Raw genomic sequence first — 22,513 nt, forward strand, 5'->3', positions numbered from 1 at the left:
GAGATGTCATGATCCCGCATTGCATTGAGCGCTGCCTCTCGCCGCTCTTTCGGTGTCGTCAGCTTTTTCCCAGCAGGTCTTTCAAAACCACGTTGTCGAGCATCGTGTCTGCCAGCAGCCGCTTCAGCTTGGCATTCTCATCTTCCAGCGCCTTCAGCCGCGCGGCCTCCGATACCTCCATGCCGCCATACTTGGACTTCAGCTTGTAAAAGGTTGCCGGGCTCAGGCCGTGCCGGCGGCACACCTCCGCCGTCGGCATCCCGGCTTCCTGCTCTTTGATCATCCCGATGATTTGCGCCTCGGTGAAACGGCTCTTACGCATTCGTCTGCTCCTACATAGGTTGGACAGACTCTACTTCATGGTGAGGGATTTTGCGGGGGGCAGGTCAAAGTGTTTGGAGAACAAGAGCGGGTTTGAAATGCGGGCCATAGGCTACTTCCTCACTAAATTGCGCAAGTAGACCATAGGTGAAGGTATGTGAAAAGATGCACTTCTCGGTTGTGATTGTGTGATTCAAACGCCTTTCCTAGCGGTTTTCGGGCCTTGTCCTCGTTTCCAGCCGTGTGTGCTTGCCTTTCTCAGTAGCGTAGGCGCGGTAACTTAGAGGGCAAATGTAGTTGGGATTTTCCTCTTAAGTGCTTGATTCTATTAGTGTGAAAACTGAGGTGGTTTGAAGAAAAACCCTCTTATTTCAAGGGTCTGATCTGGACTCCAAAACCGTAGGTCGCGGGTTCGAACCCTGCTGCCCCTGCCAGTCTCCCGAAAATCCGAAAGCTCAGGCCGCCCACGGCGGGTGGACGGCGCTTGGCGTTAGCCCTGAGGCGTCTGCGTGCCGGAGAGTGTTAGGTGGCTAGGGGAAGCACCTCGCAAAAACTGGTCATAAGCCGCGTCATAAGCGCTCTCGATCTGCCGGGCGCACCGCGCGGCGGAGAACAGGGGGGCGTCCTGCTGCCGCTCGCGCAGCTTGCGTTTAATAGCAGCACAGGCCTCCGGATCTGCGGCCAGTGCCGCAGCCTTTGCCTCATAGTCTTCCGCGCTGTCTGCGATCAGCTCCGGCATTCCGGCGGCTTGCAGCAGGCTTGCTCCGGTGCGGGCGGCAAACTGCTGACCGGGCAGGGTGAGCACCGGCACCCCGGCGGCCAGCGCATCGCGGGCGGCAGCGCTGGCATTGACGGTAAAGGTGTCGAGGCACAGGCCGGCCAGCGCCAGCCGGGCAAGATGCTCCGTGCGCTCTGCAGGCCGGGCAAAGACCAGCCTGTCCGGGTCGACACCGCGGGCGGCCGCGGCGCGGCGCAGGTTCGAGACGGCGTGCGCGCCGTGGTCCAGCAGCCACAGCACGCTGTCCGGGGTGCTGCTCAGCAAGCGCATCCAGATACTGAATTCCTGCGGGGTGATCTGGCTGGCCGGGGCAAAGCTGCAGAAAACAAAGCCCGCGTCCGGCAAGCCGCAATCCGCCCGCTCCGCGCCGCTGGCGGCAACCGCCGCGGTCACCGCCAGGCAGCTGTCCGGCAGGCGCAGCAGATGTTCGTTGTGGTACCGCTCGCTGCCGGGCGGGCAGGTGGTGCCGTCGCTTAGCAGATAGTCAAACGCCGCGGTTCCCATGGTGCCGGGGTGTCCGGGCCAGGCGATATGCAAGGGCGCCAGCCTGGCGCTGAACAGGCCGCTCCGGTTGCCGCCGCAATAGCCCGAGAGGTCCACGGCGATGTCCAGCCCGTCGGCCTTGAACGCGGCGGCCCCGCCTGAGGTTCCGTCCAGTATGCGCAAGCAAGAGACAGAGCTGCGGAGCGCTGCGGCGGTTTCCTCCGCAAGTCCCGGGCCTGTGGCATAGGCAAAGACTTCGAACCGGCTGCGGTCGTGTGCGGCGAAAATTGCCGCATGATGGCTCAGCACGTCTTCGGCGTCGCGGGCAGAGAAGACATACCCGGCCTTCAGCCGCTCCGGGCGCTGCGGCGCGGGCGGGGCGGTTTGCGGTTCCACCTCGGGGAACACCTCGCTGGCATAGGCCTGCGCCCGCACCCGCAGCAGGTCCGGGTTGTCCTCCATCACCATCAGCGCGCTGGGATCGCAGCCGCTGCTGCGCAGCCCCAGAAGGCGGCGGTACTCCTCGTACTCCTGCACCCAGCGCCAGTCGCAAAGCTCTGCCAGGACATGCAGCCGCTGCGTGCGGGCGCGGTCGTCGGACGGGGAGGCCCGGAGGATTTTGTCAAAGCAAGGCAGCGCATCCGCAGGACGGCCCCCGGCCTTCAGCAGAAGGCCCAGCTGGAACTGCGCCTCGGCCAGCTCCGGCTGCAGAGCCACGGCGCGGGTGTAGTGGTCCTCGGCCTCTTCCACAGCGCCGAGCTTCTGCAGCAGGCCGGCCAGGGTGAGGTGCAGCGCGGCATCGCCGGGGGCCAGCGCAACCGCCCGGTGCAGCGCTGCGGCAGCCTCTGAGCTGCGCCCCTGAAGCGGCAGCGCCTCGGCCAGGCTGCGCAGCGCCAGCAGGCAATCGGCATCCAGCGCCAGCGCCTTGCGGTACAGTGCCACGGCATTCTCCAGCTGCCCGCGCGCCATGTGAACCTGACCCATCGCGGCATAGGTGCCCGCTTCCTTTGCGTCGATGCCGCAGGCCCTGTTCAGACAGGTCGCCGCATTGTCCAGATGGCCGGCGGCCAGATGGCAGCGGCCTAGGAAGTCCCACAGGAAATGCGACTCGCGGAAGGTCTTGAGCAGGGCGCCGCAGCTGTCGGCAGCCTCAAACGGCCGCCCGGCCTCCAGCGCCGCCTCCAGCTCCGCCTTGGTGTCTGCGGATGGCTCGCGCTGCTCCCGCAGGCGGCCGCGCAGCGAATCCAGGGCCTGCAGGGCGCGGGTATTCTTCGGGTTGCGGGCGAGAATTCCGGCGTAGGCGAGCACGGCATCTTCGAACTTGGCATCACGTTCAAACTGCTCGGCCTGGGAAAGGGTATGTGCGGGTGTCATGGCATCCTGTCTCACTGAAACACACGGGAGGGCGCCTGCGCGGCACGCGTCGCGCACCGGGGCTTCTGAGGACAGTTTTGCGCGAAGTGGATTAAAAATGGATTGACCGGGGCCGATCCGCTGCAGCGGTGCCGGGCACAGGGCTTGAATTCAGCGGCCGCACCGGTTAAATCGCCTGCACTGCTAGCAGAGAGACTCCCCCAGCATGGCGACTATCAACCCAGTTCAGTTCATCCAGCAGGTGCGTGCCGAAGTGTCCAAGGTCGTTTGGCCGACCCGGCGCGAGGTGCTGCTGACCACAGTCATGGTGTTTATCATGGCGGCCCTGACAGCGCTGTTCTTCGCGCTGGTCGACCTGCTGATCCGCTATGGCCTGCAGGGCCTTCTGGGGATGTTCGGCTAAGCCTGCAGCGGTATGACGGCTCCGGGCCCGCGGCTGCTGCGCTGCACTTGATCTTGGCGGCAATGGGCGGTACCTGAGCAGGAACTATTGAGGCGGGCGTGCAGCGATTCGGTTTGCACGCCGCTTTTTGTTGGAGAGCGCAGCTTCAGGGCTGCAACGGAATGATTACGCAGCGGCGCGGCACCGGCCCGCCCTGCAGAACAAGGACAACGGTTCATGGCGAAACGGTGGTACTCGGTCAGCGTTCTTTCGAACTTCGAAAAGAAAATCGCAGAGCAGATCCGCACCGCGGTCGCCGAGCAGGGGCTCGAGGACGAAATTGACGAGGTGCTGGTCCCGACGGAAGAGGTGATCGAGATCCGCCGCGGCAAGAAGGTCTCGACCGAGCGCCGCTTCATGCCCGGCTACGTGCTGGTGCACATGGAAATGTCCGACCGCGGCTATCACCTGATTTCCTCGATCAACCGCGTCACCGGCTTCCTGGGCCCGCAGGGCCGCCCGATGCCGATGCGCGACGCAGAGGTGCAGGGCATCCTGGGCCGCGTCGAGGAGGGCGTCGAGACGCCGCGCACCCTGATCCACTTCGAGATCGGCGAGAAGGTCAAGGTCAACGACGGCCCGTTCGAGGATTTCGACGGCATGGTCGAAGAGGTCGACGAGGACAACCAGAAGCTCAAGGTCACCGTGTCGATCTTCGGTCGCGAGACCCCGGTCGAGCTGGACTTTGCCCAGGTGACCAAGCAGGGGTGATTTAGCCCCAGCAGTGGAATTCATAGCGCCGCGTTGGGTTCAACGCGGCGTTTTTTGTCTTGCTGTAGTCAATAGAGGGACCTATCTTTTGGAGAGGTCTTTTTAGGTCTGTGCAGTTGCAATCTTTGGGGCGTTCAAGGTGACAGAGATTCCGTATTTTTCTTGGTTCCTTACTCCCTTCCCCATGTGTTGCCTTGGTGCCTTCATGCTATTGATCTTGACGCGTGTTCAAGATCGCGTCCCAGTTTCAGTTCTCGGAGCAATGAACTTTAATGTGGGTAATAGCGGAAAATCCTATGTTATTTTCCTGGACCTGATCGTTTCGACCTTGCTTGGGTCAGCAATAGTTTTTGTCCTTGCCGAACCTGAAACGGCAAAGCAATCCATTGTTGCAGGTCTTGGTATGTCCGGCTTGTTGTCGACTTATACGAAGGACGCCTAAATGTCGTATGTTGATCACAAGGAGCTTTTTGAGGAGCTGGAGAGAATTTCTAAGGAAATTCGGCTGGATAGAGGCGTCAAAGATGACTTTGTAAAAGATATTGAGCTTCTGAAGACAGCAGATAAGTTTTACCCTCAAGGGGAGGCCGTCCCGGCTGAAGAGCTTGAGGCATATTTGGCAAAAATTGCAAAACTTCGAAAAGATGTTGGACGTATCGGGGCGGATTTAGCGCGCGCTCAGGACTGGTCTCGTTGGTGGACCATGGCTGCCGGCACAGTTGGACTTACGATGGTTGGGACGTCGGCGGTAATGGTTGATCTCGCTGTCGCAGTTGGTTCGAGGTTTTTGATTAGCTTTGGCGGGTTGGCTAGCTCGGCTTTAGGGGTCGTCGCGGCCTTGATTGCTATCTGTGCACTATATTTCAAGATTCGTTTTGGAAATAATTACAACAGGTTGCATGAGGTCGATGAGAAATTAGAAGAACTCACAAAGGTAAACTAGCTCTATCAAAAATGAGGCGGGCCTCTGCGAGTAGCCTTTGGCTGATGATGCCCGCTTGCCAACCCCCGCATTCCCCTGTAAACGCCGCCTCTATCGTCTTCGGGCGAGATTCTCTCGTGGGAGATCAAGGGATCGCGATCCTGAAATCCGACCACGCAACATTCTCCGGGCAGGACGCGTCCCGCCCTCGTTGAAAGGAAAACCAAATGGCTAAGAAGCTTGTTGGTTCGATGAAGCTGCAGGTTCCTGCAGGTCAGGCAAACCCCTCTCCGCCGGTCGGCCCGGCCCTGGGTCAGCGCGGCATCAACATCATGGAATTCTGCAAGGCGTTCAACGCCAAGACCGCAGACATGGAGCCCGGCGCGCCGTGCCCGACCGTGATCACCTACTATCAGGACAAGTCCTTCACCATGGACATCAAGACGCCGCCCGCGTCTTACTACCTGAAGAAGGCGGCCAAGGTGAAATCCGGCGCGAACAACCCTTCGCGTGAAACCGTCGGCACCGTGACCGTGGCCCAGGTGAAAGAGATCGCCGAAGCCAAGATGAAAGATCTGAACGCCAACGACATCGAAGGCGCAATGCAGATCATCCTGGGCTCTGCCCGCTCCATGGGCATCGAGGTGAAGTAAGATGGCAAAGCTCGGTAAACGTACCCGCGCCGCGCGCGAAGCCTTCGCCGGCAAGGAAAACCTGTCGGTCGAGGAAGCCGTTGCCCTGATCAAGGCCAACGCCTCTGCCAAATTCGACGAAACCGTCGAGATCGCCATGAACCTGGGCGTCGACACCCGCCACGCAGACCAGATGGTCCGCGGCGTGGTCGGCCTGCCGAACGGCACCGGCAAAGACATGCGCGTTGCAGTCTTCGCCCGCGGCGCCAAGGCAGACGAAGCCACCGCGGCCGGCGCTGACATTGTTGGCGCAGAGGACCTGATGGAAGCGATCCAGGGCGGCAAGATCGACTTTGACCGCTGCATCGCGACCCCGGACATGATGCCCGTCGTCGGCCGTCTGGGTAAGATCCTCGGCCCGCGCAACCTGATGCCGAACCCGAAAGTCGGCACTGTGACCATGGACGTGAAAGCGGCCGTGGAAGCAGCCAAGGGCGGCGAAGTGCAGTTCAAGGCGGAAAAAGGCGGCGTCGTGCACGCAGGCGTCGGCAAAGCGTCCTTTGACGAAGCCAAGCTGGTCGAGAACGTCCGTGCCTTCGTGTCGGCTGTGGCCAAAGCCAAGCCGTCGGGCGCAAAGGGCGCCTACATGAAAAAGATCAACCTGTCCTCGACCATGGGTCCGGGCATCACGGTTGACGTGGACAACGCTGTCACCGAATAATCGGGCGCACAGCTGATGCCAGAAGGGCGGCTCCGCAAGGGCCGCCCTTTTTCTGTCCCGGCGGACCCCCGCGCGCAGGCGCATTTTCCAAATTCGCTCTTGGAAATCCCCGCCAATGGGGCTAACTACGGCCTTGAGATAAAGCGTGCGATTCGTCGTGCGCTTTATTTCATTTCGTCCAAGATGGTGGGTGGCCTCCGATCGGGCCTTAATTTCCCTCCTGAGACGGGTACAGACCAAGAAGATCGGGGGTTTTCAATCCCTCGGGCGGATTTGGCTCATCCCGTAAAACGGACCTGAACGCCGGTTCATCTGGGTCGGCAAATATGAGCCGGGATGCGCAAGCATCCCTAACTTGGAGAGAACTGTGGATAGAGCCCAGAAAGAGAAAGTGGTCGAGGAACTCGGCCAGATCTTCGAAAGCTCTGGCGTCGTGGTGGTTGCTCACTACGCCGGTCTGACAGTTGCTGAGATGCAGGATCTGCGCGCACGTGCCCGTGACGCGAACAGCTCCGTGCGTGTTGCCAAGAACAGGCTCGCCAAAATCGCCCTCGAGGGTAAGCCGTGTGAGAGCATGGCCGGCCTGCTGACAGGGATGACCGTTCTGACCTACTCCGAAGATCCCGTGTCCGCCGCCAAGGTGGCCGAGGATTTCGCCAAGGATAACAAAAAGTTTGAGATCCTCGGCGGTGCAATGGGTGAGAACGCTCTGGACCGTGCCGGTGTCGAAGCCGTGTCGAAAATGCCGTCCCGCGACGAGCTTATTGCTCAGATCGCAAGCTGCATTGGCGCACCTGCTTCCAACATCGCCGGCGCGATTGGCGCACCTGCAAGCAACATCGCAAGCATCCTTTCGACCATCGAAGAGAAGGCGGAAGCTGCGTAAGCGGTTGGCACTGAATGGCTGGCGTGGGGCACAAGCCCGCACGTTGGAACACACATACTGTAAACGGAAAGAGCTGATACAATGGCTGATCTGAAAGCACTCGCAGAAAGCATCGTGGGTCTGACCCTGCTGGAAGCACAAGAACTGAAAACCATCCTGAAAGACGAATACGGCATCGAGCCCGCAGCAGGCGGCGCAGTTGTCATGGCAGCTGGCGGCGACGCCGGCGGTGCAGCTGAAGAAGAAAAGACCGAATTCGACGTCGTTCTGAAGAACGCCGGCGCTTCCAAGATCAACGTGATCAAAGAAGTTCGCGGCATCACCGGCCTGGGCCTGAAAGAAGCCAAGGAACTGGTTGAAGCCGGCGGCAAAATCAAAGAAGGCGTGTCCAAGGACGAAGCAGAAGACATCAAAGGCAAGCTGGAAGCAGCTGGCGCCGAAGTCGAGCTGGCCTAAGACCTGCATCTGGTGCATTCCTGATGCATCGGAAATTTGGCTGGGTCCGGAGTTTTCCGGGCCCAGCCGAACCTGTCTTAAAAAGGGCCTCAGGCAAGAGGCGCTTTTTCAGGCGAGGTTCAAGGGATCGGGAGGCTGCCTTCGGGACGGTGGCCATGAATTGATCCGAACGCGCTGTCTCGTATGGGCAAGGTGCCGGGGCCCGGCGGCAACCTTGACCGGTGAGAACTCGGAAAGGTGACATCTGACATGGCTCAATCGTTCCTTGGCCAGAAACGTCTACGTAAATACTACGGCAAAATCCGCGAAGTGCTGGAAATGCCGAACCTCATTGAGGTGCAGAAATCTTCCTACGATCTGTTCCTGCGCTCCGGCGATGCAGCAGAGCCGCTTGACGGCGAAGGCATCAAAGGTGTGTTCCAGTCGGTCTTCCCGATCAAGGACTTCAACGAAACCTCCGTTCTGGAGTTCGTGAAGTACTCTTTCGAGAAGCCGAAATACGACGTCGAAGAATGCATGCAGCGCGACATGACCTACAGCGCGCCGCTGAAGGTGACCCTGCGCCTGATCGTCTTTGATGTCGACGAGGACACCGGCGCCAAGTCCGTGAAGGACATCAAGGAGCAGGACGTCTTCATGGGCGACATGCCCTTGATGACCCCGAACGGCACCTTTATCGTGAACGGCACCGAGCGCGTGATCGTGTCCCAGATGCACCGCTCGCCGGGCGTGTTCTTCGACCACGACAAGGGCAAGACCCACTCCTCGGGCAAGCTGCTGTTTGCCTGCCGCATCATCCCGTACCGCGGCTCCTGGCTCGACTTCGAATTCGACGCCAAGGATATCGTCTTTGCCCGTATCGACCGCCGCCGCAAGCTGCCGGTGACCACGCTGCTGTATGCCCTGGGCCTGGACCAGGAAGGCATCATGGATGCCTACTACAACACCGTCAACTTCAAGCTTGAAAAGTCCCGCGGCTGGGTCACCCCCTTCTTCCCCGAGCGCGTGCGCGGCACCCGCCCGACCTATGACTTGGTGGACGCTGCCACCGGCGAAATCATCTGCGAAGCGGGCAAGAAAGTCACCCCGCGCGCCGTCAAGAAGATGATCGAGGAAGGCACCATCACCGAGCTGCTGGTGCCCTTCGAGCACATCGTCGGCAAGTTCGTCGCCAAGGACATCATCAACGAAGACAACGGCGCCATCTACGTCGAAGCCGGCGATGAGCTGACCCTGGAGTACGACAAGGACGGCGACCTGATCGGCGGCTCCCTGAAAGAGCTGCTGGATGCGGGCATCACCGACATTCCGGTGCTGGACATCGACAACGTCAACGTCGGCCCGTACATGCGCAACACCATGGCGCAGGACAAGAACCGGACCCGCGAAAGCGCGCTCATGGACATCTACCGTGTGATGCGCCCGGGCGAGCCGCCCACCGTCGAGGCCGCGTCGGCCCTGTTCGACACCCTGTTCTTCGACTCTGAGCGTTACGACCTGTCCGCCGTCGGCCGCGTGAAGATGAACATGCGCCTGGCGCTCGACGCCGAAGACACCCAGCGCACCCTGCGCAAGGAAGACATCGTCGCCTGTGTCAAGGCGCTGGTCGACCTGCGCGACGGCCGCGGCGATATCGACGACATCGACCACCTGGGCAACCGCCGCGTGCGGTCCGTCGGCGAGCTGATGGAAAACCAGTACCGCGTCGGCCTCCTGCGCATGGAGCGTGCGATCAAGGAGCGGATGTCCTCCGTCGAGATCGACACCGTGATGCCGCAGGACCTGATCAACGCGAAACCGGCAGCAGCCGCGGTGCGCGAATTCTTCGGCTCCTCGCAGCTGTCGCAGTTCATGGACCAGACCAACCCGCTGTCGGAAGTCACCCACAAACGCCGCCTGTCGGCGCTTGGCCCGGGCGGCCTGACCCGCGAGCGCGCGGGCTTTGAAGTCCGCGACGTTCACCCGACCCACTATGGCCGGATGTGCCCGATTGAGACTCCTGAAGGCCCGAACATCGGTCTGATCAACTCGCTGGCAACCTTTGCCCGGGTGAACAAGTACGGTTTCATCGAAACGCCCTACCGCGTGGTGAAAGAAGGACAGGTGACCGACGAGGTTCACTACATGTCCGCCACCGAGGAAATGCGTCACACCGTGGCGCAGGCAAACGCCTCGCTGGATGAAAACGGCAAGTTCATCAACGACCTGGTGTCGACCCGCCAGTCGGGTGACTACACCCTGGCGCCGAACGAAAGCGTTGACCTGATCGACGTGTCGCCCAAGCAGCTGGTCTCGGTTGCGGCCTCGCTGATCCCGTTCCTGGAAAACGACGACGCCAACCGCGCTCTGATGGGCTCGAACATGCAGCGTCAGGCGGTTCCGCTGCTGCGCGCAGAGGCGCCGCTGGTCGGCACCGGCATCGAGGAAAAGGTTGCGATCGACTCCGGCGCGGCCATCCAGGCGAAACGCGCGGGTATCATCGACCAGGTCGATGCGCAGCGGATCGTGATCCGGGCCACCGAAGATCTGGAGCTGGGCGATGCGGGCGTCGACATCTACCGCATGCGCAAGTTCCAGCGCTCGAACCAGAACACCTGTATCAACCAGCGTCCGCTGGTGAAGGTGGGCGACACCGTGACCAAGGGCGAAGTCATCGCCGACGGTCCGTCGACCGATATGGGCGAACTGGCTCTGGGCAAGAACGTGGTCGTCGCGTTCATGCCGTGGAACGGCTACAACTACGAAGACTCCATCCTGATCTCCGAGCGCATCGCGCGTGACGACGTCTTCACCTCGGTTCACATCGAGGAATTCGAAGTCGCCGCGCGTGACACCAAGCTCGGGCCGGAAGAAATCACCCGCGACATCCCCAACGTCGGCGAGGAAGCCCTGCGCAACCTCGACGAGGCGGGCATCGTCTACATCGGCGCCGATGTGGAGCCGGGCGACATTCTGGTCGGCAAGATCACTCCGAAGGGCGAAAGCCCGATGACCCCGGAAGAGAAGCTCTTGCGCGCCATCTTCGGCGAGAAGGCTTCCGACGTGCGCGACACCTCGCTGCGCGTGAAGCCGGGCGACTACGGTACTGTGGTCGAGGTCCGCGTCTTCAACCGCCACGGCGTTGAAAAAGACGAGCGTGCGCTGCAGATCGAGCGTGAAGAAGTCGAACGTCTGGCCCGTGACCGGGACGACGAGCTGGCGATCCTGGACCGCAACATCTATGCCCGCCTGCGCGGCATGATCCTGGGCAAAGTTGCTGTCAAAGGTCCGAAAGGCGTGCGTGCCGGCACCGAAATCACCGAGGATCTGCTGGACTCCCTGTCCCGCGGCCAGTGGTGGATGCTGGCGCTGGAAGACGAGCAGGACGCCCAGATCGTCGAAGCCCTGAACGAGCAGTACGAGGCGCAGAAGCGCGCCCTGGACGCCCGTTTCGAGGACAAGGTCGAGAAGGTCCGCCGCGGCGACGACCTGCCGCCGGGTGTGATGAAGATGGTCAAGGTCTTCATCGCGGTGAAGCGCAAGCTGCAGCCGGGCGACAAGATGGCCGGCCGTCACGGCAACAAGGGTGTGATCTCGAAAGTGGTGCCGATGGAGGACATGCCGTTCCTCGCCGACGGTACCCCGGTCGACTTCTGCCTCAACCCGCTGGGCGTGCCGTCGCGGATGAACGTCGGTCAGATTCTGGAGACCCACATGGGCTGGGCCGCACGCGGCCTCGGCATCAAGGTGGATGACGCGCTGCAGGAATACCGCCGCTCGGGCGACCTGACCCCGGTCCGTGAAGCGATGCACCATGCCTATGGCGACGACGTCTATGACGAAGGCATCGCCGGCATGTCCGAAGACGCGTTGATCGATGCTGCAAGAAACGTCACCCGCGGTGTGCCGATTGCGACTCCGGTCTTTGACGGCGCCAAGGAAGACGACGTCAACGACGCGCTGGTGCGTGCGGGCTTTGACCAGTCCGGCCAGTCGGTCCTGTTCGACGGCCGCACCGGCGAGCAGTTCGCGCGCCCGGTCACCGTCGGCATCAAGTACCTGCTGAAGCTGCACCACCTGGTGGACGACAAGATCCACGCGCGTTCCACCGGCCCGTACTCGCTGGTCACCCAGCAGCCGCTGGGCGGTAAGGCGCAGTTCGGCGGTCAGCGCTTCGGGGAGATGGAAGTCTGGGCTCTGGAAGCCTATGGCGCCGCCTACACCCTGCAGGAGATGCTCACCGTGAAATCGGATGACGTCGCCGGCCGGACCAAGGTCTATGAGTCGATCGTCAAGGGCGAGGATAACTTCGAGGCGGGCGTTCCGGAATCGTTCAACGTTCTGGTCAAAGAAGTCCGCGGCCTCGGCCTGAACATGGAACTCCTGGATGCGGAGGTTGAGGAGTAAGGGCCCCGCGCCCTTCTCCCGTTCCCCCCTTCCGCAAGATTTGAGGTATCAAAATGAACCAGGAAATCACCAACAACCCGTTCAACCCGCTGACCCCGCCGAAGGTCTTTGATGAAATCAAAGTCTCGCTGGCCAGCCCGGAACGGATCCTGTCTTGGTCCTACGGCGAAATCAAAAAGCCCGAGACCATCAACTACCGGACCTTCAAGCCGGAGCGCGACGGCCTGTTCTGCGCCCGCATCTTCGGCCCGATCAAAGACTACGAATGCCTGTGCGGCAAATATAAGCGGATGAAGTACCGCGGCGTCGTCTGTGAAAAATGCGGCGTCGAAGTCACCCTGCAGAAAGTGCGCCGCGAGCGCATGGGCCACATCGAACTGGCCGCACCTGTCGCGCACATCTGGTTCCTGAAGTCGCTGCCGTCCCGCATCGGCCTGATGCTGGACATGACCCTGCGCGACCTGGAACGTGTTCTGTACTTTGAAAACTACGTCGTCATCGAGCCGGGCCTGACTGACCTGAGCTATGGTCAGATGATGACCGAAGAAGAGTTCATGGACGCCCAGGACGCCTATGGCATGGACGCCTTCACCGCCAACATCGGTGCTGAAGCGATCCGTGACATGCTGGCCCAGATCGACCTGGAATCGGAAGCCGAAACGCTGCGCGCCGAACTGGCCGAAGCGACCGGCGAACTGAAGCCCAAGAAGATCATCAAGCGTCTGAAAGTCGTGGAATCCTTCCTGGAATCGGGCAACCGACCGGAATGGATGATCATGACCGTGATCCCGGTCATCCCGCCGGAACTGCGCCCGCTGGTTCCGCTGGACGGCGGCCGCTTTGCGACCTCGGACCTGAACGACCTGTACCGCCGCGTGATCAACCGGAACAACCGCCTGAAGCGGCTGATCGAACTGCGCGCGCCGGACATCATCGTCCGCAACGAAAAGCGGATGCTGCAGGAATCCGTGGACGCGCTGTTCGACAACGGCCGCCGCGGCCGCGTCATCACCGGCGCCAACAAGCGTCCGCTGAAGTCGCTGTCCGACATGCTGAAAGGCAAGCAGGGCCGCTTCCGTCAGAACCTTCTGGGGAAACGCGTCGACTTCTCCGGCCGTTCGGTGATTGTGACCGGTCCCGAGCTGAAGCTGCACCAGTGCGGCCTGCCCAAGAAGATGGCGCTCGAACTGTTCAAGCCCTTCATCTACTCGCGTCTGGAGGCCAAGGGCCTGTCCTCGACCGTGAAGCAGGCGAAGAAGCTGGTCGAGAAAGAGCGTCCCGAGGTTTGGGATATCCTCGATGAGGTGATCCGCGAGCACCCGGTGATGCTGAACCGCGCACCGACGCTGCACCGCCTTGGCATCCAGGCGTTCGAACCCACGCTGATCGAAGGTAAAGCAATCCAGCTGCACCCGCTGGTCTGCTCGGCGTTCAACGCGGACTTCGACGGCGACCAGATGGCTGTGCACGTGCCGCTGAGCCTTGAGGCCCAGCTGGAAGCGCGCGTCCTGATGATGTCGACAAACAACGTCCTGTCGCCCGCCAACGGCGCGCCGATCATCGTTCCCTCGCAGGATATGATCCTGGGTCTCTACTATGTGACCCTGGAACGCGAAGGCATGCCCGGCGAAGGCAAGATCTTTGGCACAATCGACGAGGTTCAGCACGCGCTGGACGCCGGCGAAGTGCACCTGCACACCAAGATCACCGCGCGGATCACTCAGATCGACGAGGAAGGCAACGAGGTTCTCAAGCGTTTTGAGACCACACCGGGCCGTGTCCGTCTGGGCGCGCTGCTGCCGAAAAACGCCAAGGCGCCGTTTGAACTGGTCAACCGTCTTCTGCGGAAGAAAGAGGTTCAGCAGGTCATCGACACCGTCTACCGCTACTGCGGCCAGAAAGAGTCGGTCATCTTCTGCGACCAGATCATGACCATGGGCTTCCGCGAGGCGTTCAAGGCCGGCATTTCGTTCGGTAAGGACGACATGGTGATCCCGGACACCAAGTGGACCATCGTCGACGACACCCGCGAGCAGGTGAAAGACTTCGAACAGCAGTACATGGACGGCCTGATCACTCAGGGCGAAAAGTACAACAAGGTTGTCGATGCCTGGTCGAAGTGTAACGACAAGGTCACCGAAGCGATGATGGGCACCATCTCCGCTGACAAGCGGGACGAGAACGGCGCCGTGATGGAACCGAACTCGGTTTACATGATGGCCCACTCCGGTGCGCGTGGCTCGGTTACTCAGATGAAGCAGCTGGGCGGCATGCGCGGCCTGATGGCCAAGCCGAACGGCGACATCATCGAGACCCCGATCATCTCGAACTTTAAGGAAGGCCTGACCGTTCTCGAGTACTTCAACTCGACTCACGGTGCCCGTAAGGGTCTGTCGGATACCGCGCTGAAGACGGCGAACTCGGGTTACCTGACCCGCCGTCTGGTGGACGTGGCGCAGGACTGCATCGTGCGCGAGCTCGACTGCGGCACCGAACGCGCGATCACCGCAGAAGCGGCTGTGAACGACGGCGAGGTCGTGGCGTCTCTGGGCGAGCGCATCCTGGGCCGTGTGGCTGCGGATGACATCCTGCGCCCCGGCACCGAGGAAGTCATCGTGGCCGCAGGCCAGCTGATCGACGAGCGGATGGCGGACGCAGTGGAAGAGGCCGGCGTGCAGTCGACCCGCATCCGCTCACCGCTGACCTGCGAAAGCGAAGAGGGCGTCTGCGCCATGTGCTACGGCCGTGACCTGGCCCGCGGCACCCGCGTGAACACCGGCGAGGCTGTCGGCATCATCGCGGCGCAGTCGATCGGTGAACCCGGCACCCAGCTGACCATGCGGACCTTCCACATCGGCGGCGTTGCCCAGGGCGGCCAGCAGTCGTTCCTGGAAGCCAGCCAGGAAGGCAAGATCGTCTTCGAGATGCCGCAGACCCTGGAGAACGCCAACGGCGAAACTCTGGTTGTCGGCCGCAACATGAAGCTGATCATCCAGGACGAGCACGGCGAAGAGCGCGCCAGCCACAAGCTGGGCTATGGCTCCAAGCTGTTCGTCAAGGAAGGCCAGCAGGTCAAACGCGGCGACAAGCTGTTCGAATGGGACCCCTACACCCTGCCGATCATCGCCGAGAAGCCGGGTACCGCCAAGTATGTCGACCTGGTCTCGGGCCTGGCTGTCCGCGACGAGACCGACGAAGCCACCGGCATGACCCAGAAGATCGTGATCGACTGGCGTGCGGCACCGAAGGGCTCCGAACTGAAGCCGGAGATCATCCTGGTCGACGAGGGCGGCGAGCCGGTGCGCAGCGATGCGGGCAACCCGCTGACCTACCCGATGTCCGTGGACGCCATTCTGTCGGTCGAAGACGGCCAGCAGATCATGGCAGGCGACGTTGTTGCGCGTATCCCGCGTGAAGGCGCCAAGACCAAGGACATTACCGGTGGTCTGCCGCGCGTTGCGGAACTGTTCGAAGCCCGCCGTCCGAAGGATCACGCGATCATCGCCGAAATCGATGGTTACGTGCGCTTCGGCCGCGACTACAAGAACAAGCGCCGCATCTCGATCGAGCCCAGCGACGAGTCGATGGAGCCCGTCGAATACATGGTGCCCAAGGGCAAGCACATTCCGGTTCAGGAAGGTGATTTTGTCCAGAAGGGCGACTACATCATGGACGGCAACCCGGCGCCGCATGACATCCTGTCCATCATGGGTGTCGAGGCACTGGCGAACTACATGATCGACGAGGTCCAGGACGTCTACCGCCTGCAGGGTGTGAAGATCAACGACAAGCACATCGAGGTGATCGTCCGCCAGATGCTGCAGAAGTGGGAGATCTCCGACTCCGGCGACACCACGCTGCTGAAAGGCGAGCACGTGGACAAGCAGGAGTTCGACACCGCCAACGAGAAGGCGATTGCCCGCGGCAAGCGCCCGGCGCAAGGCGAACCGATCCTGCTCGGCATCACCAAGGCGTCGCTGCAGACCCGCTCCTTCATCTCGGCGGCCTCCTTCCAGGAGACCACCCGGGTTCTCACCGAGGCCTCGGTGCAGGGCAAGAGGGACAAGCTGGTCGGCCTCAAGGAGAACGTCATCGTGGGCCGCCTGATCCCGGCCGGCACCGGCGGCGCCACCCAGCGGGTGCGCCAGATCGCCCAGGGCCGCGACAACGTGGTGCTGGAAGCCCGCCGCGAGGAAGCCGAAGCCGCTGCAGCCCTGGCTGCTCCGGTGATGGACGAGGACGCGATGGGCGGCGACGACCTGGATATCCTGGTCGAAACCCCGGAAAGCCGCGACTAAGCCGCGTCATCAGACAAACTGAAAAGCCCCCGCATCCCCGATGCGGGGGCTTTTTCCTGTCCGCATCCAGGGGTATCTGTTGCCGGGGCAGGGAGGGCGCAGCAATGGACAGCACGCGGCAGGCAACGTTTAAGGCGCGGCAATGACCCCCAATCAGACCGGGGCGCTGCTGATGACCGCGGCGATGGCGGCCTATACCTTCAACGACGCGCTGATAAAGCTGACCGGCGGGGCGCTGCCGCTGCCGCAGATCCTGACCATCCGCGGTATTGCCGCCAGTGCTCTGATCTACCTCCTGGCCCTGCGGCTGGGCGGTCTCCGCCTGCGGTTGCCGGGCCGGGCCTGGGGCATGATCGGCTTGCGCTGCGCCTCCGAGGTAGCGGCCACCTATCTGTTCCTGACCGCGCTGATGGTAATGCCGATTGCCAATGTCACGGCGGTTTTGCAGGTGCTGCCGCTGACCGTGACCCTAGGCGCCGCGCTGGTCCTGGCAGAGCCGGTGGGCTGGCGCCGGCTGGCGGCGATTGCCGCCGGTTTCGCAGGCATGCTGCTGATCGTGCGCCCGGGCCCGGACGGGTTCAGCGAGGGCAGCCTTTATGCGCTGGCGTCGGTCGCCTGCATCACCGCCCGCGATCTCGTCACCCGCCGGATGCCGCCCGAGGTGCCGTCGATGACCGTGACCCTCTCTGCTTCGCTGGCGGTGCTGGCCTTCGGGCTGGCGTCCTCCGCAGCGGTGGACTGGCAGCCGATGGGCAGCCGTGAATGGCTGGCCCTGCTGGGCGCGGCACTGTTCATCTTTGCCGGATACCTGTGCTCGGTGATGACCATGCGGGTGGGCGAGATCGCGGCAATCGCGCCGTTCCGCTACAGCGGGCTTCTCTGGGCGCTGATCCTGGGCTGGCTGGTGTTCGGCGAATGGCCCGATCTGCTGACAATCGCCGGGGCCTCCATCGTGGCCGCAGCCGGCATTTTCACGCTCTACCGGGAACGCCGGCAGGCCCGGCGGCTGCGCGGCTGAGGCCTCTCAGCCGCTGCCGAAGACGTCCTTGACCCGGGCCTCCCGGATCGCAAAACGGGCTTCGAAGGCGCCCGCCAGCTCTGGCGTCAGCGGCTCCAGCGCCGGGCCGCCTGCCATATCGCGCGAGTCGTTGAACCGGTTGCGGGTGCGCACGAACATCGGCGCGTCCGTCAGCGTGACAGTCGGCATGAAGCGGTTGATCTTGTGGTGGGCGAAATTCATGATCGTCAGCGGGCAGCCGCCGCGTACATGCATGCCCAGGGCGGGCACCACATAAGGAAAAACGCCCTCCGCCGCGCAAATCCCCTCCGCCCCGGCCTCCGCCAGGTAGCCGCGGTTGAAGTCGAACGCCACGCTGCGGTTCTTGCTCAGCAGCCCCTGGCACTCTCCGGCTGCCGCGCGCAGCCGTTCGACAAAATCCACCGACACGGCATCGTCGTCATCGTGGCGGAACTGCAGACAGGGCTGGTCCGGATCCCGGCGGGCGCTGTTGAGGATCTCTTTCATCACCTCGCGGTGGCGGCGCGGCGGCTCCGCGCGGATCTGCACCTGCGGCATGTCCGCAGTCAGGTCCTGCAGCCGGTCGCGGTGGCCGCGCGGCAGGCTGCCCCCGGTCACCACGATCAGGGTGAAGTCCTGGTCGGTTTGTTCCCGCAGGCAGGGCATGGCGATGGTTTCCAGCAGCCGGAACCGCTCCTCCATCCGCTCGGCGTCATACAGATAGGCGATGCGCTCTTCGATTGTTTCATGTTCCACCTGAAACCCGCCGATCGCCGGGTAGGAGAACCGGCACAGCCCGATAACCTGCATTCTGAAATCCGTTTCGTGACAATGGCGCTGGCGGCAACTATGGATGGCGCGCGGGACCCTGGCAAGCGTCCGCGCGGCAGCCGGCCCGCTGCGGGCAGGCCGGGGCAGGGGCCGTCCGGCCGGCTGCTGTTGACAACCTGCGCGACTCCCCATATATGCCCGGCTATCCGGCACCCGGAGCATGTCTCCACAAGCCGAATTCAAAATTGCAGTGGCTCAAGGCCTGGGCACTTTTATCACCCTGGCCCTCTGTAAACTCACCGCGTCGTCTCACCTCGGTACGGGAGCGATTGCGGTTTTTGCGCTTGTGGACGCATAAGTGCAGCGAAATCACCCGCACGCGCCGGCGTGCATGACAAGTTGCTAAACGGGGAATACCTGAATGCCAACGATCCAGCAGCTGATCCGCAAGCCGCGTCAGCCGAAACGCAAAGTTTCGAAGTCCCAGCACCTCGAGCAGTGCCCGCAGAAGCGCGGCGTCTGCACCCGCGTGTACACCACCACTCCGAAGAAGCCGAACTCCGCTATGCGGAAAGTTGCGAAGGTGCGCCTGACCAACGGTTTCGAAGTGATCTCCTACATCCCCGGTGAAAGCCACAACCTTCAGGAACACTCCGTGGTTCTGATCCGCGGCGGCCGGGTAAAAGACCTTCCGGGTGTCCGTTACCACATCCTGCGCGGTGTTCTGGATACCCAGGGCGTCAAAGACCGTAAGCAGCGCCGCTCGAAGTACGGCGCGAAGCGTCCTAAGTAAGAAGGAGAGAGCGAGATGTCCCGTCGTCACGCCGCAGAGAAGCGCGAAGTCCTGCCCGACGCCAAGTTCGGCGACCGCGTTCTGACCAAATTCATGAACAACCTGATGATCGACGGCAAGAAGTCGGTCGCAGAGCGTATCGTCTACAACGCCTTCGACCGCGTTGAGAGCAAGATCAAGCGCGCTCCGGTTGAAGTCTTCCACGAAGCTCTGGACAACATCAAACCGTCCGTCGAGGTCCGCTCCCGCCGTGTGGGCGGTGCGACCTACCAGGTTCCGGTTGAAGTCCGCCCCGAGCGCCGCGAAGCGCTGGCCATCCGCTGGCTGATCGCTGCCGCACGCAACCGCAACGAAAACACCATGGAAGAGCGCCTCGCAGGCGAGCTGATGGACGCTGTCCAGTCCCGTGGCACCGCGGTGAAGAAGCGCGAAGACACCCACAAAATGGCAGAGGCCAACAAAGCCTTCTCCCATTATCGCTGGTAAGCTAGAGGACATAGACCTATGGCACGCGAATATCCCCTCGAACTGTACCGTAACTTCGGTATCATGGCGCACATCGACGCAGGTAAAACCACCTGCTCCGAGCGCATCCTGTATTACACCGGCAAATCCCACAACATCGGTGAGGTGCACGACGGTGCAGCCACCATGGACTGGATGGAGCAGGAGCAGGAACGCGGCATCACCATCACTTCGGCTGCGACCACCACCTTCTGGGAGCGCACCGAGGACGGCAAAACCGCTGACACCCCGAAGCACCGCCTGAACATCATCGACACCCCCGGCCACGTTGACTTCACCATCGAAGTCGAGCGTTCGCTGGCGGTTCTCGACGGTGCCGTTTGCGTTCTCGACGCCAACGCCGGTGTTGAGCCCCAGACCGAAACCGTGTGGCGTCAGGCTGACCGCTACAAGGTTCCGCGCATGGTGTTCGTCAACAAGATGGACAAGATTGGCGCGGACTTCTTCAACTGCGTCGAAATGATCGAAGACCGCACCGGTGCGCGTGCTGTTCCCGTCGGTATTCCGATCGGTGCAGAAACCGAGCTGGAAGGCCTGATCGACCTCGTCAACATGGAAGAATGGCTGTGGCAGGGTGAAGACCTTGGCGCTTCGTGGATCAAAGCACCGATCCGCGACAGCCTGAAGGACATGGCCGAAGAGTGGCGCGGCAAGATGATCGAGGCGGCCGTCGAAATGGACGACGACGCCATGGAAGCCTATCTGGAAGGCGAAGAGCCCGACGTGCCGACCCTGCGCAAACTGCTGCGCAAAGGCACCCTGGACCTGGCCTTTGTGCCGGTTCTGGGCGGTTCCGCGTTCAAGAACAAAGGTGTGCAGCCGCTGCTGAACGCCGTGATCGACTATCTGCCCAGCCCGCTGGACGTTGTCGATTACATGGGCTTCAAACCCGGTGACGAAACCGAAACCCGTGACATCCCGCGCCGTGCGGATGATGACATGGCGTTCTCGGGGCTGGCGTTCAAAATCATGAACGACCCCTTCGTCGGCTCGCTGACCTTCACCCGGATCTACTCCGGTGTCCTGAACAAGGGCGATACGCTCCTGAACTCGACCAAAGGCCGTAAAGAGCGCGTTGGCCGGATGATGATGATGCACTCGAACAACCGTGAGGAAATCACGGAAGCGTTCGCAGGCGACATCATCGCGCTGGCAGGCCTGAAGGACACCACCACCGGTGACACCCTCTGCGCCGTCAACGACCCGGTTGTTCTGGAAACCATGACCTTCCCCGATCCGGTGATCGAGATTGCGGTTGAGCCGAAAACCAAGGCCGACCAGGAGAAGATGTCCCAGGGTCTGGCCCGTCTGGCCGCCGAAGACCCGTCCTTCCGCGTCGAGACCGACATCGAGTCCGGTCAAACCATCATGAAGGGCATGGGCGAACTTCACCTGGACATCCTGGTGGACCGCCTCAAGCGCGAGTTCAAGGTTGAGGCGAACATCGGTGCGCCGCAGGTGGCCTACCGCGAGACCATCTCCAAAGAGGTCGAGCATTCCTACACCCACAAGAAACAGTCGGGTGGTTCGGGCCAGTTCGCCGAGGTGAAACTGATCATCTCACCGACAGAGCCGGGCGAAGGCTACTCCTTCGAATCCCGTATCGTCGGCGGTGCGGTTCCGAAGGAATACATCCCGGGTGTCGAAAAAGGCATCCAGTCGGTCATGGACTCCGGTCCGCTGGCAGGCTTCCCGGTGATCGACTTCAAGGTTGCCCTGGTCGACGGTAAGTTCCACGACGTGGACTCCAGCGTTCTGGCCTTCGAAATCGCCGCCCGCATGGGCATGCGCGAAGGCATGCGCAAGGCTGGCGCGAAACTGCTCGAGCCGGTGATGAAGGTTGAGGTGATCACCCCGGAAGAATACACCGGCGGCATCATCGGCGACCTGACCTCCCGCCGCGGCCAGGTGTCCGGCCAGGAGAACCGCGGCAACGCCATCGCCATCGACGCCTTCGTGCCGCTGGCCAACATGTTCGGCTACATCAACACCCTGCGTTCGATGAGCTCGGGCCGTGCCCAGTTCACCATGCAGTTCGATCACTACGATCCGGTGCCGCAGAACATCTCGGAAGAGATCCAGGCGAAATACGCGTAAGCGTCAGAAAATAAGGGGGCTCGCAGGTGGTGCGGGCCTCCCTCGAAGCAAAAGGAGGCCATCATGGCTAAGGAAAAGTTTGAACGTAATAAACCGCACGTCAACATCGGCACCATCGGCCACGTTGACCACGGCAAGACCACGCTGACCGCAGCGATCACCAAATACTTTGGTGACTTCAAAGCCTACGACCAGATCGACGGCGCACCGGAAGAAAAAGCCCGCGGCATCACCATCTCGACCGCGCACGTCGAGTATGAGACCGAAGCGCGCCACTATGCGCACGTCGACTGCCCCGGCCACGCCGACTACGTCAAGAACATGATCACCGGCGCGGCCCAGATGGACGGCGCGATCCTGGTTGTGAACGCAGCCGACGGCCCGATGCCGCAGACCCGCGAGCACATCCTGCTGGGCCGCCAGGTTGGCATCCCGAAGATGGTCGTGTTCATGAACAAGGTTGACCAGGTCGACGACGAAGAGCTGCTGGAGCTCGTCGAAATGGAAATCCGCGAGCTGCTGTCGTCCTACGACTACCCGGGCGACGATATCCCGATCATCGCGGGCTCCGCGCTGGCGGCGATGGAAGGCCGTGATCCGGAAATCGGCGAAGAGAAGATCAAGGCGCTGATGGCGGCTGTCGACGAATACATCGACACCCCGGCACGTGCGGTTGACCAGCCGTTCCTGATGCCGATCGAAGACGTGTTCTCGATCTCCGGCCGCGGCACCGTTGTGACCGGCCGTGTGGAGCGTGGCGTGATCAACGTGGGCGACTCGATCGAGATCGTCGGCATCCGCGACACCCAGACCACCACCTGCACCGGTGTGGAAATGTTCCGCAAGCTGCTGGACCGCGGTGAAGCGGGCGACAACATCGGCGCGCTGCTGCGCGGCAT

At 62.0% G+C, this 22,513-nt stretch carries 17 protein-coding genes and 1 pseudogene; 15 read left to right on the forward strand and 3 right to left on the reverse strand.

All coding sequences use genetic code 11. The features are described 5' to 3' along the window. Both PHA8399_RS13330 and PHA8399_RS13335 read right to left on the reverse strand, forming a co-directional pair. Positions 1 to 322: pseudogene (locus PHA8399_RS13330) on the reverse strand (transposase); the annotation flags it as partial. Positions 323 to 811: 489 nt separating this feature from the next. Beyond that, positions 812 to 2,956, reverse strand: coding sequence for an O-linked N-acetylglucosamine transferase, SPINDLY family protein (locus PHA8399_RS13335; protein ID WP_058286633.1), 2,145 nt, complete (start codon positions 2,954 to 2,956; stop codon positions 812 to 814). Between the two features lie 205 nt (positions 2,957 to 3,161). Here PHA8399_RS13335 and secE point away from each other — a divergent pair, with 205 nt between their 5' ends. The 11 genes from secE to PHA8399_RS13390 all read left to right on the forward strand — a co-directional run bounded on the left by secE (position 3,162) and on the right by PHA8399_RS13390 (position 17,428). Beyond that, on the forward strand, positions 3,162 to 3,359 hold the full coding sequence (gene secE, locus PHA8399_RS13340; RefSeq protein ID WP_008554326.1) for a preprotein translocase subunit SecE: 198 nt from the start codon (positions 3,162 to 3,164) through the stop codon (positions 3,357 to 3,359). 216 nt (positions 3,360 to 3,575) lie between these two features. Then, positions 3,576 to 4,109, forward strand: a complete 534-nt coding sequence (gene nusG, locus PHA8399_RS13345) for a transcription termination/antitermination protein NusG (RefSeq protein ID WP_008557720.1) — start codon at positions 3,576 to 3,578, stop codon at positions 4,107 to 4,109. A gap of 139 nt (positions 4,110 to 4,248) precedes the next feature. Continuing rightward, positions 4,249 to 4,551, forward strand: coding sequence for a hypothetical protein (locus PHA8399_RS22350; protein ID WP_145977040.1), 303 nt, complete (start codon positions 4,249 to 4,251; stop codon positions 4,549 to 4,551). Then, entirely contained in the window at positions 4,552 to 5,052 is a 501-nt protein-coding gene (locus PHA8399_RS13355) for a hypothetical protein (RefSeq protein WP_058286635.1), read from the forward strand. It abuts the gene before it with no gap. A gap of 206 nt (positions 5,053 to 5,258) precedes the next feature. Beyond that, positions 5,259 to 5,684, forward strand: a complete 426-nt coding sequence (gene rplK, locus PHA8399_RS13360; protein WP_008555829.1) for a 50S ribosomal protein L11 — start codon at positions 5,259 to 5,261, stop codon at positions 5,682 to 5,684. A 1-nt stretch (position 5,685) separates the two neighbouring features. Next, positions 5,686 to 6,384: a 50S ribosomal protein L1 gene (rplA, locus tag PHA8399_RS13365; protein ID WP_008553767.1), complete on the forward strand. Its 699-nt coding sequence runs from the start codon at positions 5,686 to 5,688 to the stop codon at positions 6,382 to 6,384. Positions 6,385 to 6,751: 367 nt separating this feature from the next. Next, complete coding sequence (gene rplJ, locus PHA8399_RS13370) at positions 6,752 to 7,270, forward strand: 50S ribosomal protein L10 (protein ID WP_058286636.1); 519 nt, start codon at positions 6,752 to 6,754, stop codon at positions 7,268 to 7,270. An 81-nt stretch (positions 7,271 to 7,351) separates the two neighbouring features. Beyond that, positions 7,352 to 7,726, forward strand: a complete 375-nt coding sequence (gene rplL / locus PHA8399_RS13375; RefSeq protein ID WP_058286637.1) for a 50S ribosomal protein L7/L12 — start codon at positions 7,352 to 7,354, stop codon at positions 7,724 to 7,726. A gap of 249 nt (positions 7,727 to 7,975) precedes the next feature. Beyond that, positions 7,976 to 12,112 (forward strand): DNA-directed RNA polymerase subunit beta, encoded by a 4,137-nt coding sequence (gene rpoB / locus PHA8399_RS13380; protein ID WP_058286638.1) that lies wholly within the window; start codon positions 7,976 to 7,978, stop codon positions 12,110 to 12,112. A gap of 53 nt (positions 12,113 to 12,165) precedes the next feature. Further along, entirely contained in the window at positions 12,166 to 16,410 is a 4,245-nt protein-coding gene (gene rpoC, locus PHA8399_RS13385) for a DNA-directed RNA polymerase subunit beta' (RefSeq protein WP_058286639.1), read from the forward strand. A gap of 142 nt (positions 16,411 to 16,552) precedes the next feature. Further along, positions 16,553 to 17,428 carry a DMT family transporter gene (locus tag PHA8399_RS13390; protein WP_058286640.1) on the forward strand — a complete coding sequence of 292 codons (876 nt, stop codon included), beginning with the start codon at positions 16,553 to 16,555 and terminating at the stop codon, positions 17,426 to 17,428. 6 nt (positions 17,429 to 17,434) lie between these two features. Here PHA8399_RS13390 and PHA8399_RS13395 read toward each other — a convergent pair whose 3' ends face one another. After that, positions 17,435 to 18,238, reverse strand: coding sequence for a putative rhamnosyl transferase (locus PHA8399_RS13395; RefSeq protein ID WP_058286641.1), 804 nt, complete (start codon positions 18,236 to 18,238; stop codon positions 17,435 to 17,437). Between the two features lie 382 nt (positions 18,239 to 18,620). Between PHA8399_RS13395 and rpsL the strand changes: the two genes are divergently transcribed. The 4 genes from rpsL to PHA8399_RS13415 form a co-directional block, all read left to right on the forward strand. Beyond that, on the forward strand, positions 18,621 to 18,992 hold the full coding sequence (gene rpsL, locus PHA8399_RS13400) for a 30S ribosomal protein S12 (protein WP_008204009.1): 372 nt from the start codon (positions 18,621 to 18,623) through the stop codon (positions 18,990 to 18,992). A gap of 15 nt (positions 18,993 to 19,007) precedes the next feature. After that, on the forward strand, positions 19,008 to 19,478 hold the full coding sequence (rpsG, locus tag PHA8399_RS13405; protein WP_008553314.1) for a 30S ribosomal protein S7: 471 nt from the start codon (positions 19,008 to 19,010) through the stop codon (positions 19,476 to 19,478). Positions 19,479 to 19,496: 18 nt separating this feature from the next. Further along, positions 19,497 to 21,614 (forward strand): elongation factor G, encoded by a 2,118-nt coding sequence (gene fusA / locus PHA8399_RS13410; RefSeq protein WP_058286642.1) that lies wholly within the window; start codon positions 19,497 to 19,499, stop codon positions 21,612 to 21,614. Positions 21,615 to 21,677: 63 nt separating this feature from the next. Next, positions 21,678 to 22,513, forward strand: an 836-nt coding sequence (locus tag PHA8399_RS13415; protein WP_058286643.1) for an elongation factor Tu, incomplete at its 3' end; no start/stop codon positions are given.

The organism is Leisingera aquaemixtae, from assembly GCF_001458395.1.
GTDB classification, from domain to species: domain Bacteria; phylum Pseudomonadota; class Alphaproteobacteria; order Rhodobacterales; family Rhodobacteraceae; genus Leisingera; species Leisingera aquaemixtae.